This window comes from Martinezella sp. CNPSo 3732 (genome assembly GCF_057784515.1).
On record NZ_JBXSOO010000038.1, the window covers coordinates 1 to 17,827 of the forward strand.

General features: G+C 59.9%; 15 protein-coding genes. 9 read left to right on the plus strand and 6 right to left on the minus strand.

Going from position 1 to position 17,827, the window contains the following annotated elements:
• Positions 1 to 59 precede the first annotated feature (59 nt).
• The 3 genes from AC13RM_RS30700 to AC13RM_RS30710 form a co-directional block, all read right to left on the minus strand.
• Positions 60 to 1,478, minus strand: coding sequence for an LLM class flavin-dependent oxidoreductase (locus AC13RM_RS30700; protein ID WP_374824419.1), 1,419 nt, complete (start codon positions 1,476 to 1,478; stop codon positions 60 to 62).
• A 217-nt stretch (positions 1,479 to 1,695) separates the two neighbouring features.
• Entirely contained in the window at positions 1,696 to 2,226 is a 531-nt protein-coding gene (locus tag AC13RM_RS30705) for a chromate transporter (RefSeq protein ID WP_374824422.1), read from the minus strand.
• Complete coding sequence (locus AC13RM_RS30710; protein WP_488556080.1) at positions 2,223 to 2,789, minus strand: chromate transporter; 567 nt, start codon at positions 2,787 to 2,789, stop codon at positions 2,223 to 2,225. Before AC13RM_RS30710 ends, AC13RM_RS30705 begins: the two co-directional genes overlap by 4 nt.
• A 104-nt stretch (positions 2,790 to 2,893) precedes the next feature.
• Between AC13RM_RS30710 and AC13RM_RS30715 the strand changes: the two genes are divergently transcribed.
• Positions 2,894 to 3,820: a LysR family transcriptional regulator gene (locus AC13RM_RS30715; RefSeq protein WP_374824426.1), complete on the plus strand. Its 927-nt coding sequence runs from the start codon at positions 2,894 to 2,896 to the stop codon at positions 3,818 to 3,820.
• Positions 3,821 to 4,019: 199 nt separating this feature from the next.
• The gene (locus AC13RM_RS30720; RefSeq protein ID WP_374824429.1) at positions 4,020 to 4,898 is read left to right on the plus strand and encodes a hypothetical protein; all 879 of its coding nucleotides are present in this window, start codon (positions 4,020 to 4,022) and stop codon (positions 4,896 to 4,898) included.
• 64 nt (positions 4,899 to 4,962) lie between these two features.
• On the opposite strand, the gene AC13RM_RS30725 is transcribed toward AC13RM_RS30720, so the two are convergent.
• Both AC13RM_RS30725 and AC13RM_RS30730 read right to left on the minus strand, forming a co-directional pair.
• Positions 4,963 to 5,703 carry an ROK family protein gene (locus tag AC13RM_RS30725; RefSeq protein ID WP_162738222.1) on the minus strand — a complete coding sequence of 247 codons (741 nt, stop codon included), beginning with the start codon at positions 5,701 to 5,703 and terminating at the stop codon, positions 4,963 to 4,965.
• 39 nt (positions 5,704 to 5,742) lie between these two features.
• On the minus strand, positions 5,743 to 8,163 hold the full coding sequence (locus tag AC13RM_RS30730) for a glucan 1,4-alpha-glucosidase (RefSeq protein ID WP_488556081.1): 2,421 nt from the start codon (positions 8,161 to 8,163) through the stop codon (positions 5,743 to 5,745).
• A 179-nt stretch (positions 8,164 to 8,342) separates the two neighbouring features.
• Here AC13RM_RS30730 and AC13RM_RS30735 point away from each other — a divergent pair, with 179 nt between their 5' ends.
• The 5 genes from AC13RM_RS30735 (at position 8,343) to AC13RM_RS30755 (ending at position 13,611) form a co-directional block, all read left to right on the plus strand.
• Positions 8,343 to 9,869 carry an ABC transporter substrate-binding protein gene (locus AC13RM_RS30735; protein ID WP_488556082.1) on the plus strand — a complete coding sequence of 509 codons (1,527 nt, stop codon included), beginning with the start codon at positions 8,343 to 8,345 and terminating at the stop codon, positions 9,867 to 9,869.
• Positions 9,870 to 10,052: 183 nt separating this feature from the next.
• Entirely contained in the window at positions 10,053 to 10,994 is a 942-nt protein-coding gene (locus AC13RM_RS30740) for an ABC transporter permease (protein WP_285208358.1), read from the plus strand.
• Complete coding sequence (locus AC13RM_RS30745; protein ID WP_488556083.1) at positions 10,994 to 11,872, plus strand: ABC transporter permease; 879 nt, start codon at positions 10,994 to 10,996, stop codon at positions 11,870 to 11,872. Before AC13RM_RS30740 ends, AC13RM_RS30745 begins: the two co-directional genes overlap by 1 nt.
• A complete protein-coding gene (locus AC13RM_RS30750; RefSeq protein WP_488556084.1) occupies positions 11,873 to 13,081 on the plus strand; it encodes an amidohydrolase/deacetylase family metallohydrolase in 1,209 nt (402 codons plus the stop codon).
• A gap of 17 nt (positions 13,082 to 13,098) precedes the next feature.
• Positions 13,099 to 13,611, plus strand: a complete 513-nt coding sequence (locus AC13RM_RS30755) for a RidA family protein (RefSeq protein ID WP_488556088.1) — start codon at positions 13,099 to 13,101, stop codon at positions 13,609 to 13,611.
• A 67-nt stretch (positions 13,612 to 13,678) separates the two neighbouring features.
• Here AC13RM_RS30755 and AC13RM_RS30760 read toward each other — a convergent pair whose 3' ends face one another.
• Positions 13,679 to 14,512 (minus strand): IclR family transcriptional regulator, encoded by an 834-nt coding sequence (locus AC13RM_RS30760; protein ID WP_488556085.1) that lies wholly within the window; start codon positions 14,510 to 14,512, stop codon positions 13,679 to 13,681.
• A gap of 92 nt (positions 14,513 to 14,604) precedes the next feature.
• Here AC13RM_RS30760 and AC13RM_RS30765 point away from each other — a divergent pair, with 92 nt between their 5' ends.
• Both AC13RM_RS30765 and AC13RM_RS30770 read left to right on the plus strand, forming a co-directional pair.
• Entirely contained in the window at positions 14,605 to 15,801 is a 1,197-nt protein-coding gene (locus tag AC13RM_RS30765) for an aminotransferase class V-fold PLP-dependent enzyme (protein ID WP_488556086.1), read from the plus strand.
• A gap of 32 nt (positions 15,802 to 15,833) precedes the next feature.
• Complete coding sequence (locus tag AC13RM_RS30770; RefSeq protein WP_488556087.1) at positions 15,834 to 17,666, plus strand: ABC transporter ATP-binding protein; 1,833 nt, start codon at positions 15,834 to 15,836, stop codon at positions 17,664 to 17,666.
• Positions 17,667 to 17,827 lie beyond the last annotated feature (161 nt).

Below are 17,827 nucleotides of genomic sequence, written 5' to 3' on the forward strand. Positions count from 1 at the left end.
GTCTTTGATTGGGGCATGTCGTTGTCGCAAAACCGCTGCGCACTTTTGCACGACATGCTTTAGACGCCTGCCGACTTGCGCAGCGGTGCGGCCAGTTCCGCGTCCCGGCGTTTGACGGCCTCGATGTCGCGATAACCATTGGCCGGATGGGTAGTCGGCAGATAAGGTCCCTCGCCGAAGAGCTTTTCGCGCAGGGTGCCCGGACGATAGGCGGTAGAATACACTCCGCGCTTCTGTAGTTCCGGAACGAGCAGATCGACCGCCGCCTCGAAGCTGTCGGGTGTCACCGCATAAGCGAGGTTGAAGCCGTCGATATCCGTCTCTTCGACCCATTCCTGCAGGATGTCGGCGATAGTCGAGGGCGATCCGACGAATACCGGACCTGTTCCGCCGATTCCGCCCCATTTGGCGAGTTCCTCGACGGTCCACACCCTGTCTTTACCGCCGAAATGCTCGATCATCGAGACGATGGCATTGGTCTCGACCTTCTTCAACTCGTCGGTCGGCGCATATTGGCCGAAGTCGATGCCGCTCCAGCCGGACATGAAGACAAGCGAGCCGTCATAGGACGCGTAGCTCTGGTACTCTTCGAACAGCTGCTGGGCCTTCGCGTCGGTCTCCGCAATGATCAGCGTCGTGAGATTATAGATCAGCACCTTCCGTGGATCGCGGCCGGCAGCCGCAGCCCTCTGCCTGATATCGGCGACATAGGCGCGCAGCAGGCTCTTGGTCGGAGCCGCGACGAAGACGCATTCGGCATGACTGGCTGCGAAGGCCTTGCCAGGCCCCGAAGCGCCTGCCTGATAAAGCACGGGGGTCCGCTGCGGCGATGGCTCGCAGAGATGGTAGCCGGGAACGTCGAAATATTTGCCCTTGTGACCGATCTCGTGAACCTTGGTAGGGTCGGTGAAAATGCCGCGCTCGGCATCGCGCAGCACGGCGCCCTCCTCCCAGCTTCCTTCGAAAAGCTTATAGAGGACCTCCACATATTCGGCGGCGACCTCATAACGATTGTCATGGGTCTTCAGGCCGCCCTGACCGATGTTCTTCGCACCGCTCTCCAGATAGGAGGTCACGATATTCCAACCGACGCGACCCTTGGTGTGATGATCGGCGGTGGCGAGCCGGCGGGCAAACGTATAGGGATGCTCGAAGGAGGTAGAGGCCGTTATTCCTATGCCGAGATGTTCGGTCGCAAGCGCGATTGGCGCTGCGAGCTGGATCGGATCATTGACCGGTATCTGCGCGGCCTGCTCGATCGCATGATAGTTCGAGCCCTTGTAGACATCGTAATAGCCGATGACGTCGGCGATGAATATGCCATCGAAAATGCCGCGCTCCAACGTCCGCGCCAAATCCTGCCAATAATCCAAATCCTTGTATTTCCACGACTTATCGTGCGGGTGCCTCCATAGTCCGGGGGACTGATGCGCGACGCAATTCATGTCGAACGCGTTGAATCGAATATGCCTTGTCATGTCAGCTCCGGACGAATTAGACCGGTGATCAAGCTAGGGGTGGCAATGCTATTCGGAAAGTAATTGCATAATGTCTATATACTCGATGGAGAAATATTTTTCCCCGTCGCTCGCCGGCACTTCGCTATTCGATGCTTGGATTGGTGAGCGATTGCAATCAGCGTTCCGACGGCGGGAGGGACATTTGCCCCAAACCAGCTGTCGGACGATTTCCTGTTCATACCTGGCCAATGCCGCTTAAGCCGATCAATGCGCCGATGCCCAGAACGATGAGCGGATGGACACGGGTCGTCGAAAGAACAAGCGCACCCGCGGCCGCAATTGCCGCCAGAATCCACCCCTGGGTTGATGCCTCGGTAATGACAGCCGCGCTGGCGGTGACGAGCCCGGCGGTCATCGGCACCAGCCCCGCCTGGACGATCCTTCGCCACGGCCTGTCCTTGAAGCGGTTCCAGAGATGGAGCACCAGATAGGTCAGGACCGAAGAAGGCCCGAACTTTGCAGCTGATGTGACCAGCATGCCCGCCCATCCGGCAACATGCCAGCCAACCAGAGGCACGACCATCAGGTTCGGACCGGGAGCTGCCTGCGCCAATGCGAACAGCGCGCCGAATTGCTGCGCCGTCATCCAATGCTGCACGTCAACGACCTGCCGATGCATTTCGGGGAGAATGGAATTGCCGCCGCCGAAGGCCAGCACCGAAAGCTGGGTGAAGATGATCGCGAGAGCGAGCAGGGTCGTGGTCATGGTTCAAGCTTCCAGGTGGCGATAATGCTGAGAGGTGCCATTACCAGCATGGTCGGCAGCAAAGGCAATCCGACGATGGCGATGGCAGCAAAGCAAATGGCGGCAATGACCAAGGCGACAGGCCTGCGACGCAACGGCAGCACGATCTTGACGGCCATCGAGATCAGCAGACCGGCTGCGGCTGCAGCAAGACCGGCAAACATGTGCTGGATGCGCGAATCGCTATTGAACTGGTCGTAAACGACGCCGAGACCGATCACGATCGCCGTCGGCGCGACAATCAGGCCGAGAAGAGCCGAAAAAGCGCCCGCCACGCCCTGAAATTTCGAGCCGATCGCAACCGCCATATTGATGATATTGCCGCCGGGCAGGAACTGACAGAGCCCGAGGAGCTCGGTGAATTCCTCTCCCGTCAGCCATTTGCGATCCTCGACCACCATACGGCGTGCGAGCGGCAGCACCCCGCCAAAACCGATGAGACCGAGCTTGAAAAAGCCGAAGAAGAGCTCGGCGACCGTTGGTCCTTCACGTTGAGCAGCACCGGAATGAGAAATGGCATCCATATCGTGGCCTGTGTGTTTATGTCGAACGAGCCGTCAAAATAGGCTTTTACCGATCATGCGTCCAATATATGGATTAAACGCCATTCATATGTTTGAGATATGCCATGATCGAACTTCGACATCTTCGTTATGCCGTGACCGTTGCCGACGAGGGTCACATGACTCGCGCGGCGGAAAGGCTCGGCATCCAGCAGCCGCCACTCAGCCAGCAGATAGCCAAGCTGGAGACCATCGTCGGTGCGTCGCTCTTCAGACGTCTGCCGAGAGGCGTCGAGCTGACGGATGCGGGGCGAACCTTCGTGGAGAGGGCGAGGACCATCCTCCACGATGTCGATCTTGCGATAGAAGCGACAAGGCGCAATGCCCGCGGAGAGGAGGGAAGCCTCGCCATCGGCTTTACCAGTTCAGCGGCCTTTCATCCGCTGGTCAGCTCGGCCGTCCGCTCGCTCGGAGAGATATCGCCGGATGTCGCGCTCAAGCTTGAGGAAGCCAGTACGCCCGATCTGATCGCCATGCTGCATTCCGGCCTTCTCGACGTCGCACTCGTGCGCTCTCCCGTTGCACAGTCGAGCGGCCTTGTGATTTCCCGAATTCTCGATGAAGAGATGCTGGTCGCTCTTCCAGATCGTCATCCCCTGGCGATGGCGAAAAGAGAGAAGCCTCGCCGCGTTCGATTGTCGGAGCTCGCAAACGAAGCTTTCATACTTTACCGCCGTCCCTCAGGACCGGGGCTATATGACAGTATCATAGCGGCTTGCCTTGCTGCGGGTTTCAGCCCGAAAATACGGCATGAAGCTCCGCGGTTGCTATCGACACTCAGTTTGGTGGCCGCCGGACTCGGAATCTCAATCATTCCAGGGTCGATCGCGAAACTGGAGACGAACGGAATCGCCTATCTAAGGCTTGACCGCGGCGCCAATCTCACCGCACCACTTTATCTCGCGCGAAAAGATGAACAGCCAAGCGGCGCGCTACGGCTGTTTGCCGACGTCGTTGATCGGGAGAAAGTGTCGTTGAAATACGGTCCATGAGCCGGCTATCCCATTTGCGAGAGCAAGAGGATCGGGCAGCCTATGAAACTTCACGCCACACTCTTGAGCTGGAAGATGCGCTGACGAAATAGCGATAAAATCGGGTTGCAACGAAAGCAAACCGAATGCGATATGACACGCTTGGCTCCGTCGTTATGAATGCTTTCAATTCTGCGATATGAATCATGAGGACACCGGGATGAATTCGATGCGGCGCGGCATTCTTGCATTCTTCGGCAGCCTCGTTCTGAGCAGACCGTCTCCCAGCCGGGCCGCGAGCCAGCCGCCGGCGTTTGCAGCTTCCCGCTCCAGTTACAAACCGCGTCATGTGCTCTGCTTTCTCGGGAAAGACAATGGTCTTGCAGCGCTCCTGCAGAGCGCCCGTGCCGCCATCGCCCAGTTCGACCATGGTTTCACCGCCGATGAAGACGGTTCGCAGAATGAACCGGACGACCGTATGGTCCGTTCATTCAATATCTGCTGGGACCGTGTGAACCCCGATGCTTATGAAGAGGCCGACGAGGATGCCGTCGCCACGCATGGGTCCGTCCTTTACATGCTCAGCCCGCCCATGACCGCCGAAACGGCAGTCGCAACATCCGCAAAGGTCCTAATGTTCGTGCAATATATGCTCGATCATGGTGCGGTCGCCGTAAAGGGCGAGACCTCGGGGGTGGCTCACGGGGTGCGGCGATGGAAAGAGCTCTGCGCGCAAGGACGCAGTGCTGCGGATTCCGATGATCTGTTGGCACTTGCCAAGACCTGCCGCCTCGCCTTTGCGCGCCGGCCCATTGGCGACGATGCAGAGGGCATGGCAAGCGTAGGGAACCATCTGGTCGGATTGCCGGACGTGCTCGTTACCTTTGTCCGGAAAGACGAGCAGCAGCCGTCGACCAATGACGAACAACTTGAAATCGCCGCTCTGATTGACGAGATCGGCGATCAAATGGCACACGAGGGTATCGCCGCAGCGGTAGCGGCTCGTCATGCCACATTATCCGACGACACCCGCTATGACGAAGATGAGTATAAGTTCAATCCGTTCGGGGTCGTGACCATTCGCGACAAGAAACTTTGATGAAAACTGCCCCGCCAAAGCGATGGTTGCGGCGCCTCATTCAAGACAGATGGATATGGACGATCTAGAAGCTTAAAGTCGCGTCCTTCCAGAGGCGAAACCCGCCGAGGAAGGCGTTTTCGTTCTCGCCGACACGACAGCCGGGTGGCAGCTCCTTGAGCTTTTCGGCGTTGCCGCCGCCAATGACGATTTCATGGGGCAGCAGCGCTGCCCTCAATCTTTCAACGATCTCCCCGACCAACTCGCGCCACTTTTTCTTGCCGTATTTTTCAAGGCCGCGCTCGCCGATGAAGTCTTCGAAGGTGCCCCGCTTCTTGTAGGGCAGATGGGCGAGTTCCATGGGCAGGCAAACGTGATTGGCAATCATCGCCGAGCCCAATCCGGTGCCGAGACCGAGAAACAGCATGTTGCCGTCCTTGTAGTTGCCGATTGCCTGCATCACGGCATCGTTGACAAGCTTGACCGGCTTGCCGAAAGCGGCGGAAAAATCGAAATCCTGCCAGCCAGGTCCGAGATTGTGTGGCTCCGCAGCCGGCTTGTTGTTCGACACCGGGCCTGGATATCCCATGCCGATAACGTCGTAGCGCCAATCGCCCGTCAGCTCCTTGACGGCCTGAACCATCTGCTTTGCCGACATTGCCGGACCCGAGACGGCCGCGCGGCGCTCACCGCCGGAGCTGAGACGCATTTTGACATGCGAACCGCCGAGATCGATCGCCAGGACGACAAGCTCTTCTGTCGCAGCCGGCGCCACGGCTTTCTTCAGTTTTACGTTTGTTTTGCGGCTCTCTATTACCTGGCTCATATTCGCCCACACTTTCTATCCAAGACGGCACAAATCGCACTATGGCGCTTCAACGACCGAGACGGAGAAATCCTCTCCCTCCCAATGATCGGTGTCAGGCCAATAAAAGGTAAAGGCAATCGACCCGCCTTTAGGCAGGCGTTCGCATGAAAGCTCGGCAACATGTATGCCGAAGCCGTTCTGGCTCGTTTCGGTATCGCTGGCGCTGGTCCAATTATCCAAACTCCAGCGAATGATCGCCCGCGCCATGACCTCGATCCGCAGGCGCTTGCCGACGGAAAGCTGCGACAGCTTGTTGTTGAAACGCCAGGGTACGAAGGGTGCCGTCACCTTGTTTTTTACATAGCGCTCGACACCTTGCGGCGGCATGTCGAAAACCACCCCGTCCCTCAGCGAGCGCAAGAGCTTGATATGCTCGGCATGAGCCCAGACAAGCGGCATGGCGCTGCCGGAAGGTTTTCCGAGGGCGAGTCCCAGTTCCGGTACATCGGGTTGGTCCCACACCTGTTCCGGTAGCAATCCACCCTGCCCTGCAGACTGCTCGAGCGTCTTGAGCAGTTCAAGAGCCGCTTCCCGCCGGCCGGCCGCGAGCTCGTAATGGGCGCGCTCGCCTGCCAGCAGCGGCCATGGGCGCCCGATACCGGTGCCGTCGAATGGTCCACCGTCTTCATGCTCGCCATAGCCATCACCGGTATAACGATACCATAGCGGCCCTTGCGGCAGCTCGCATTTGAGCTGGGCATCGATAACCCTGACAGTGTCGATGATGCGAGGATCGTCGGCGGCACGCAATCCGAACCGTACCAGCGCCAGGGCATCGGGACTGACGACACGAGCGGTCGGTAGGAAGGATTCAGCGGGCGGTCTGTTCTTGATCGGCACGAAACCATCGGCGGGCGAGCTTCCGTCGGCGATCTCAGGCGGCGCAATGCGGACATAGTAGCCCTTGACCCCGAGAGCGGCACTTTCCCCATCGCTGTTGACATAGGTCCAGCGCTCGATTTGGTCGTTCCAGGCATCCGCAGTCTGCCGCAGATAATCCGCATTATGCGTTTGACCGGCAATTTCCAGAATATCGGCCGCCGCCAATAGCGCAGCGATTTCGACCGCCAGTGTGAAGGGAGAAAAGCCGCCATCCTCCTCCCAGCGGTCCTCACCCGTGACGGGACCGTTGACGACGACATAGCGTGCGGCGCTTTCGACCATCGGCACGTAGGACAGCAGAAGATCGCCTGTAAGGATCCCTTCACGGCGCAGCGCATCGGCAAGCAGGATCGGGAAGGCACATTCGTCCATCTGTATCCCGGTCCAGTAGGGCTCGCCGTCCAGCCAGCAATTCTGTGGCCAATGCCCATCCTCTTCCTGGATGACGCGCAGATAGGCCAGAATGCGCAGCGCATCCTGTGAAGCGCCTGCAGCCAGGAAGCCGCCGGCTGTCTCGACCAGATCGCGCGGCCAGACCAGATGATAGCCACCGAGGTCTTCGTCGCCCTTGGCAAAGCCCCACGGAATGGAGAGAGAAGCGACGGCCGGACCTTCGAAGGAGAGTGGCCGGTGCGTCGCCAGAACGGCTGTCGAGATTCGATAGCGATTGACTTCGGGCGGCGGCGCTCTCGGTTCGTCGAGGGCCAGCAATCCGTCTTGCCAGGTCCGCCAGTCGGCAACATAGCTTCGCTCGGCGCTGTCATAGCCGGCCTGCAAGCTGGCAAGAGCATTATAGCCGGCCTCTTTTGGATGGCTTCCAAAGCCGAGCGATACGGTGACGGTGTCGCTGCCGCCGATCAGATCGATCTCACCGGTCAGGGCAACGTTGCCGTCGACGGCACGCGCGACGGCCGGATCCAACCGGGCCTCTTTCTGCAATTGCTGCCATCCGTCGGAAATACCGACATAGCCGGCAGATGCCGTCCGCCAGCCGCCGCTGACGGCAAGAGCCATCGAGACGCCGCCGGTGCCCGTCGCAAAAAGCATCGGCGTGCCCTTATAGTCTTCCACCCAACCCGTATTGCCGTAACCGGCATTGATGAGATGCGGGGCGGCCAGCAGATAGAGACGATAATCGTGGATCGTTCCCTCAAGCGGCTCGAACGATATCTGCTGAAGCAGACTGCTGCGCATCGGATCGACGATGATGCGCTTGATGATCCGGTAACGGCCATCGATTGCAGTATTGATCAACCGATAGGCCGGAACGCCATCCTCGACCGTAGTGACGACGCTCTCCGTATCGCGCTTTTCCTCCGAAAAATAACCATCGGGACCTGTGACGATCAATCCGATGTCGCGGGTGCAGGCGCTGTCGACGCGGGGATAATAGATTTCGTTCAAGATGCCGTGACTGAGGGTGAACCAGATGCGGCAGGCCGGCGAAAGCGCCGTGCCAACTCCGCTCTTTGCACTGGACGTCCAACGAGGTTCGATACCGTTCACGTTGGGGCCGGAAGCATCGTAAGGCGCCATGCACTATCTCCTCCATCGCTGCAATCTGCTCCGGCCAAAGTGTTTCGGCAAGACGGAACCTATGTGCATTCAAGCCGATACGCCCTGATTTTCACCGCCATTGACAGCCTCTGCACGTCCTGTATTCTGTTATAAAATTGTATATAACATAATTGTGGAACATAATTGGGAGAATATCGATGAAGTTTGGACTCGGATTCCTGATTGCGGCTGCCCTAGTTTCAGCGCCCTCGCTGTTGATGGCTCAGGAAAAAGGTGGCGTCATCAATGTCGCAACGATCGGCGAACCCCCGACGCTCGATCCCATGACCTCCACGGCCGATCTCGTCGGTATTGTCACCCAACATATCTTCGAAACGCTCTACACCTTCGACAAGGGCTGGAACGTCACGCCGCTGCTTGCCGAAAGCCTGCCCGAGATCAGTGCCGACGGCAAAACCTACACGATCAAACTCAGGACCGGCATCAAGTTCCACGACGGAAGCGTCATGACCCCCAACGATGTGGTCGCCTCGCTCAATCGCTGGATCAAACTGGCGTCGCGCGGCAAACAGGCGGGCGGTTTCATCGAATCCATCACAGCGCAGGATCCGGCGACTGTCGTCATCAAGCTGAAGCAGCCTTATGCCCCGCTCACCTCGCTGCTCGCTTTCAACAACTCCGCCGCCATCATCATTCCGGCCAGCAAGCAGGCGGATACGATGACCGATTTCATTGGCACCGGCCCCTATATGCTGAAGGAGCGCAAGCCCGACCAATATATCCAGCTGGTCCGTTTCGATGGCTACAAGCCGCGCGATGGCGAAAGCAACGGTTACGGGGGCGCCCGCCATCAATATCTCGACGAAATCCGTTTCGTTCCCGTTCCCGATGCCAATACCCGCGTCGAGGCGGCTATTTCCGGCCAGTACGACTATATTGACAGTCTTCCGGTCGAATCCTTCGACAAGCTGAAGTCCGCTTCGGCGACCCAGCCGCTGCTCCTGAAGCCGTTCGGCTATCCGGTCTTCGTCTTCAACACCGCCGACGGCATCACGAAGAATGTCGGGATCCGCAAGGCGATCCGTCAAGCACTCAGCATGGAGGACATGCTGGCGGCCGCCTTCGGCAGCACAAATTTCTATACGGTCGACGGCAACATGTACCCTGCCCCCTTTACCTGGAGCACGGATGCGGGCGTCAAGGGGAATTACAATGTCGCCGATCCGGAAGGCGCGGCTGCGGCCGCCAAGGCTGCGGGCTACAAGGGCGAACCGATCCGTATCCTGACCAGCCGCCAGTACGAATTCCATTACAAGATGGCGCAGGTCGCGGCCGAATATCTGAAACAGGCGGGCTTCACGGTGGACCTTCAGGTGGTCGACTGGGCGACGCTGACCCAGCGCCGTGCCGACAAGGCGCTGTGGGACATCTATATCAGCCACAGCCCCTTCCTGCCGGAACCGGCGCTGATCGGCACGCTGTCGCCAAGCTCGCCCGGCTGGTGGACCACGCCGACAAGCAAGGCCGCGATCGACGCATTCAACACGGAGGTCGATCCCAAGAAGCGCGTCGAACTTTGGGCGAATGTTCAAAAGACCATCTATGATGAAGCTCCCATGATGAAGATCGGCGATTTCAACGCCGTTGCAGCGATCTCCACCAAGCTTCAGGGCGTGGACCCCGCGCCATGGCCCTACTTCTGGAACGCATCGATCAAGAAATAAGCCTCCCAAGGCGCTCGGGCGCCGGTCGCGGCCGGTGCCCGTTCCCGATCCTGTCCGTTTGCAGACCTAGAGCAACTCCAGGAAAAACGCACAGCGGTTTTCCGTTCGGAATTGCGAGAGAACAAAGAAATAGAGTGGTTCCGCCGGTCGAAGAAAAGCGGAACCGATGTGGGAACCGACCCAATGATACGCTACATCCTTCAACGTCTTGCGGGCATGATCGTCGTGATGTTTCTCGTCGTCACGATCGTTTTCGTGATCGTGCGCGTGACCCCCGGCGATCCGGCCGCCGTCATGCTCGGCCCGGATGCGACCGCGCAGGATATTGCCGAACTGCGAACCCGGCTTGGCCTCGACCAGTCCATCGTCGTCCAATACCTGTTTTATGTCGGGCAGTTGCTGAAGGGCGATCTCGGCCAATCGATCTTCCTCAATATTCCGGTTTCCTCCGCGCTTCTTGAACGCGCCGAGCCGACCTTTTTCCTGACGCTATTTTCGCTCCTCATCGCTGGCGTCATCGCGCTGCCGATCGGCATCTATGCCGCCTATCGGCGGGGATCGCTCGTCGATCAGGCTTCGATGGCGATCGGCATGCTGGCTGCAAGCATTCCAAGCTTCTGGCTTGGCCTCATCCTGATGCAGGTCTTCGCGGTGCGCCTGGGAGTGTTCCCGGTGTCCGGCTACGGCGGGCCAGGCGCAAGCTTCCTGGATCGCATGTATCATCTGACACTGCCGGCCGTAGCACTCGGTCTCGTCTCCTCGGCGCTGATCCTGCGCTTCACCCGCGCATCGATGCTCGACGTGCTTGGAGACGACTATATCCGCACCGCCCGCGCCAAAGGGCTGATCGAACGCCGCGTCGTCCTCAAACACGCGCTGAAGAACGCACTGATCCCCATTCTCACTGTTCTGGGTCTAACAGCCGCGGTGCTGATTTCCGGCGCTGTCGTCACCGAGACCGTCTTCGGCCTGCCGGGTGTCGGAAGCCTCGTCGTCTCAGCGGTGCTGCGCCGCGACTATCCGGTGATCCAGGGGGCCCTGCTCGTCATCGCCGGCCTCTACGTCCTGATCAATTTTGCGATCGACATGCTCTACCTGCTGGTTGATCCGAGGGTACGCTACTGATGGCCGATATCGCAACCGATACACCAAAGCAGACACAGAACGAGCGAAGCAAGTTCCTTCGCCGGCTTCTGAAGCGCAAGACCGTCGCCGCCGGCCTGATCGTGCTGACGATCTTCGTGATGCTTGCCATCCTCGCCCCGTGGATCGCGCCCTATTCGCCCTCGAAGCTCTCGATCGTCAACCGACTGAAGCCCCCAAGCGGGATCTACTGGTTCGGCACCGACGAGTTCGGCCGCGATATCTTTTCGCGCACCATCTATGCCGGACGGCTGTCGCTGCTCGTCGGAGCCGCCGTCGTCGCGCTGTCGGCGGCGATCGGGGTCACGCTGGGCCTGCTCGCCGGTTTCTTCCAGAGGCTCGACACGCCGATCGCCCGCCTCATCGATGCGATGATGGCGTTTCCCGACATTTTGCTTGCGATCGCGCTTGTCGCAGCCCTCGGCCCATCTCTGACGACTGTTATCGTCGCGCTGTCGATCGTGTACGCACCGCGGCTGGCCCGCATCGTCCGCGCCTCGACGCTTGTCATCCGCGAGCTCCCTTACGTCGAGGCGGCTAAGGCTCTCGGCATCTCTACGTTCCACATCATGACGCGGCATGTGCTTAGAAACCTCCTGTCGCCGATCCTGGTGCAGGGGTCCTTTCTCTTCGCCAGTGCCATGCTGGCCGAAGCCGGGCTCTCGTTTCTCGGCCTCGGTGTCAGCCCCGAAATTCCGACCTGGGGGACCATGATCGCCGCCGGCCGCCAATATATCGGCCAGGCCGACTGGATGACCTATTTCCCTGGCTTTGCCATCATTCTCTCCGTGCTTTCGCTGCAAATGGTCGGCGATGGCTTGCGGGACATGCTCGATCCAAGACTTCGAAAGGACCTGTAAATGACCGGTGAAAAAGCGGCCAAGCCGCTCCTCCTCACCAATGTGAAGCCCATGGCTTTCGGCACCGATACGCCAACTGGCGTTATCGACATCCTCATCGGCGCTGACGGCAGGATCGCCGCGCTTGGCCCGCAGCTTGCCGCTCCCGGCGATATCGAACGCATTGATGGCAACGGCGCCTGGATCTCTCCCGGCTGGATCGACCTGCACGTCCATATCTGGCATGGCGGCACGGATATCTCGATCCGCCCCTCCGAATGCGGCGCCGAGCGCGGCGTCACGACGCTGGTCGATGCGGGCTCGGCCGGCGAAGCCAATTTTCATGGCTTCCGTGAATATATCATCGAGCCCTCCAGGGAGCGCATCAAGGCCTTCCTCAATCTCGGCTCGATCGGCCTCGTTGCCTGTAATCGCGTCCCCGAATTGCGTGATATCAAGGACATCGACCTCGACCGCATTCTCGAATGCTATGCCGAAAACAGCGAGCATATCGTCGGCATCAAGGTCCGTGCCAGCCATGTGATCACCGGCTCCTGGGGGGCCACACCCGTCAAGCTCGGCAAGAAGATCGCCAAGATCCTGAAGGTGCCGATGATGGTCCATGTCGGCGAGCCGCCGGCGCTCTATGACGAAGTGCTCGAAATTCTCGGGCCGGGCGATGTCGTCACGCACTGCTTCAACGGCAAGGCCGGTTCCAGCATCATGGAGGATGAGGACCTCTACAATCTCGCCGAGCGCTGCGCCAGCGAAGGCATTCGGCTCGATATCGGCCATGGCGGAGCGTCCTTCTCCTTCAAGGTCGCGGAAGCGGCAATCGCGCGCGGCCTTCTGCCCTACTCGATATCGACCGACCTGCACGGCCACTCCATGAACTTCCCCGTCTGGGATCTCGCGACCACCATGTCGAAGCTGCTCTCCGTCGGCATGCCCTTCGACAAGGTTGTGGACGCCGTTACCCATGCGCCGGCCTCGGTCATTAAGCTTTCGATGGAAAACCGGCTGTCGGTCGGCGAGCGAGCCGATTTCACCATCTTCGATTTCGTGGATGCGGATCTCGAGGCGACCGATTCCAACGGCGATGTCTCGCGCCTCAAGAAGCTGTTCGAGCCGCGTTACGCAATCATCGGCGCGGAGGCGATCACCGCCAGCCGCTATGTTCCCCGCGCCCGCAAACTCGTCCGCCACAGCCACGGCTACTCGTGGCGCTAATCAAACACCAGGCTCGCATAGCAGGAGCATACGTGAACACGTCCCCAACACAGGCCGCTTCAGCAGCGCAAACACCTTACCAGCGACTGGCGGCACTCGGCATCGAGCTTCCACCGCCGCCGCCGCCGATCGCCAATTTCGTCACTCATGTCCGCGAAGGCAACGTGCTCTATCTGTCGGGTCAAGGGCCGCGGGAGCTGGACGGCTACCTCCATTCCGGCAAGGTCGGCGGTGATGTCGGCCTCGACCGGGCCTATCAGCATGCGCGGCTGACGGGCATCAACCTGCTTGCCGTCATGCACAGTGCACTCGGCGACCTTTCCCGGGTGAAGCGGGTGGTGAAACTGCTCGGTATGGTGAATGCCGTGCCGCATTTCGAGGATCATCCAAGCGTCATCAACGGCTGCTCTGACCTCTTCATCGAGGTCTTCGGCGAAGCGGGCCAACATGCCCGTTCCGCCGTCGGCTTCGGCTCGCTTCCCGGCAATATCACCGTCGAAATCGAAGCGATCGTATCACTCAACGACTAGTTTTTACGCAATTCCGGACGCAAAACCGCGTCGCGCTTTTGCTGGAATTGCTCAAAGGAGGACGAATTCAGTGGTTGCGCCAGCCCATCAGCTTTTCGATACGCTCGGCAGCCGCGCGCACCTGCTCGCCGTAATGGTTGCCGTCGGAAACGGCTTTTTGTTCGGGAAGCACGATCGAGATGGTCGCGACGCATTGGCCTTCGCGATCGACGACCGGCGAGGCAATACAGGCAACCGCATAATCGGATTCCGCCACCTGGATCGACAAGCGCTCCTCAAACGCTTTGCCCGCGGAAGCGGAAAGTACGCCGGCATCAATCTCAGCCCGACCGGTTGGAGAGGTGCGGGCACAGTGCTTGAAAAGTTCGATCCTTTCCTCTTCGGGCAAGTGGCCGACCAACAATCGGCCCGAGGCAGTCCAGTTGAGGGGCACGCGGGTTCCGACACGGGAAGCGACCTGGAAATGGCTTGGTCCGTCCGCCATCGCCAGCACCAGCATGTTGTCGCCGTCGCGACCGCAGACTTGCACCGTCTCGTTCGCCTGCCGGCAAAGATCGTGCATTTCGCGCGTCGCGACGCTCATGAAATCCAGCGACCGAGCATAGGCGAGACCGTAGTGGTAAAGGCGCGCCCCGAGCCAGACGGAACCGTCGGCATTGCGGCCGAGCATGTTCTTTTCAACCAGATCGTCGATGATCACATAGACAGTCGAAAGCGGTGCCTTGATCGCCTTGGCAATCGCATAGGGTCCGGCTGGCGCGCCGGTTTCATAGAGATAATCGATCACCTGCAGCGCGCGGTCGATGCCGCTCACGCGCGAACGGCGCGCGCCTTTCGTTTCCGCTTCCCCGATAGAATCGGCGTCTTCAGGGGGTGCGGCGGGTAAGCTCTTGGCGTCCAAATCAACGCTCCTCGTGAGATTTCGAGAAGCTATTACATTACTATGGCATAACTGTCGATGACAATCGCCAGTCGTCACTTTGGAGAGATAGAATGTCCGATGATATCCGTAGCAAGATCGGCCTGAGGCCCGTCATCAACGTATCAGGCACCATGACGAGCCTCGGCGCATCGATCGTCGTGCCCGAAGCCATTGCGGCGATGACGGCGATCCTACCACAATTCGTCGAGATCAACGACCTCCAGCGCAAGGCCAGCGCCGTTATCGCCCGGCTGACGGGCGGCGAGGCGGGCTTCGTGACGGCATCCTGCTCCTCCGGCATCAGCCTCGCCGTCGCCGGCGCCATCACAGGTAACAACCTGCTTGCCATTGAGAAGCTGCCTGATACCGCACCGGACAAGAACGAAGTCATCGTGCAGACGGGCCATGTGGTGAGCTACGGCGCTCCGGTGGATCAGGCAATCCGCCTTGCCGGCGGCAAGGTCGTGCTGATCGGTCAGGCAACATCGACGCATCGCTTCCACATGGAAAACGCCATAACCGAGAAGACGGCGGCAGCCGTCTATGTCGTCTCCCATCATGTAGTCGACTACGGCCTGCTGCATCTTTCCGAATTCGTCGAGATCGCGCATGCCAAGGGGGTGCCTGTCATCGTCGATGCCGCTTCGGAATATGACCTCAAGCTCTTCCTGGCGCAGGGCGCCGACATCGCCCTCTATTCCGGCCATAAGTTCCTCGGCGGCCCGACATCCGGCATCGTTGCCGGCAAGAAGGAGTTGGTGCGCAACGCCTTCCTGCAGAACATGGGCATCGGCCGCGGCATGAAGGTCGGCAAGGAAAGCATTTATGGCACCATGGCGGCGCTGGAGGCCTGGGAAAAGCGTGATCATGCCGGCATCCGCGAACGCGAGACCGGCTATCTGAACCTATGGAAACGAACGCTCGACGGCCGCCCCGGTGTCACCGCCCTGATCGAGCCCGATCCCACCAACAACCCACTCGACCGCATGCGCGTTATCATCTCGGCGCCCGAGGCGCATATCAGCGCCTGGGATCTTGCGGCGGCACTGGCCCGCGGCAACCCGCCCATCATCGTGCGGGACCATGAAGTGGAGCATCACTATTTCTATCTCGATCCATGCAATCTGCACCCCGGCCAAGAGACGATCGTCGCGACGAGGCTTGCCGAGGAACTCGACAAGGCGCGTGCCTCCAACGAGATCATCGCGACGCCGATCGAAAACCGCAGCCGGCATCGCTTCGATGGCGTGCTGAACTGGCCGGACTGAACTGTGGCAGGGATCGCAAGAAGGGAGCAAGCATGAGCACGTCGCAGGCAAAGGCCACACAGACCGCCGAACCCATACTCTCCGTCGAGAACCTCACCACCTCATTTCTGGTGGATGGCGCATGGATACCTGTGGTGCGCAATATATCCTTCTCGGTTGCACCGGGCGAGACGGTGGCGATCGTCGGCGAGAGCGGCTCGGGCAAGAGCGTCACCTCGCTCTCGATCATGCGGCTGCTGCAGAGCGATTCGAGCCGCATCGAGGGCAAGATCATGCTCGGCGGCCGCAACCTGCTTTCTCTTCCCGAGCATGAGATGCGCAAGGTGCGCGGCAATGACGTATCGATGATCTTCCAGGAGCCGATGACTTCTCTCAATCCGCTCTTCACCATCGGTGACCAGATTTCCGAGGCCTTGCTTTGTCACAAGGACATGTCGGCTGCAGGCGCCAAGGCCGAGACGATCCGGCTGCTCGACAAGGTCCGCATTCCCTCGGCCGCCTCGCGCTTCGACGAATATCCGCACCGCTTTTCCGGCGGCATGCGCCAGCGCGTCATGATCGCCATGGCGCTCGCCTCGAAGCCGAGGCTGTTGATCGCCGACGAGCCGACCACCGCTCTCGACGTCACGATCCAGGGCCAGATCCTCGACCTCATCAAGATGCTGCAGGATGAGGAAGGAACTTCCGTCCTGTTCATCACGCATGACATGGGTGTAGTGGCGGAAATCGCCGATCGCACGGTCGTCATGTATCGCGGCGAGCAGGTGGAGACAGGTGCGACGGGCGACATCTTCCATCGCGGCCAGCATCCCTATACCCGCGCGCTACTCTCGGCGGTGCCGGTGCTCAGTTCGATGCAATCCTATGACCGGCCACTGCGCTTCCCCGTCGTCAATACGGCGACGGGAGAGTCCGACATGCCTGCCGAGGTGCCGGATACAGTGGCAAAGGAAAAGCCGGTTCTGCAGGTGAAGAACCTTACCAAGCGATTCGACATTCATTCGGGCGTATTCGGAAAGCTCAGAGGCCGCGTGCATGCGGTCGAAAACGTCTCGTTCGATCTCTTTGCCGGCGAAACATTGTCGCTTGTCGGCGAATCCGGTTGCGGCAAGTCGACCACCGGACGCGCCATCATGCGGCTGATCGAGCCGCAATCCGGCTCCGTCATCGTCGACGGCCGCGACGTGCTCTCGCTTGGCAAGCGTGATATGCGCGAGATGCGCAAATCGGTACAGATGATCTTCCAGGATCCCTTCGCCTCGCTCAACCCGCGCATGACGGTCGGTCAGGCGATCGCCGAGCCCTATCTCGAACACCGGATGGGAACGGCAAGGGAGGCCCGCGATGTGGTCGCCGATATGCTGTGCAAGGTGGGGCTGACGCCTGACATGGCCGGCCGCTATCCGCACGAATTCTCCGGCGGCCAGCGCCAGCGCATCTGCATCGCCCGTGCCCTGGCCTTGCAGCCGAAGGTGATCGTCGCCGACGAGAGCGTGTCCGCGCTCGACGTGTCGATCAAGGCGCAGGTCATCAACCTGATGCTCGACCTGCAGCAGAGCCTCAACCTTTCCTTCCTGTTCATCTCCCACGACATGGCCGTGGTCGAACGCGTCAGCCATCGCGTCGCCGTCATGTATCTCGGCGAAATCGTCGAGATCGGCCCGCGTGCCGCCGTCTTCGGCAATCCGCAGCACGACTACACGAAGAAGCTGATGGCGGCCGTTCCTGTGCCGGACCCCGATCGCCGACGCGAAAAGCGCATGGCGACGAGCGACGAATTGAAGAGCCCGATCCGGCCCGTCGATTATCTGGTCAAGCCACGCGAGTATCGAACCGTTTCTCCCAGCCATCTGGTTGCCGTCTGACACTTCAATTCAGATAGGCTGAGCGGCCAACATCGTCCGCGACTGCAGCAGGCGCCGGCATTGCAGGAGCTTACTTTCCCCTGCGCAACGCAGGGCTGCTATCGCGTATGAAAATGACGTCGTTGCCGCGTCCGCCTTCTCCCCTCGGGGAGAAGGTGCCG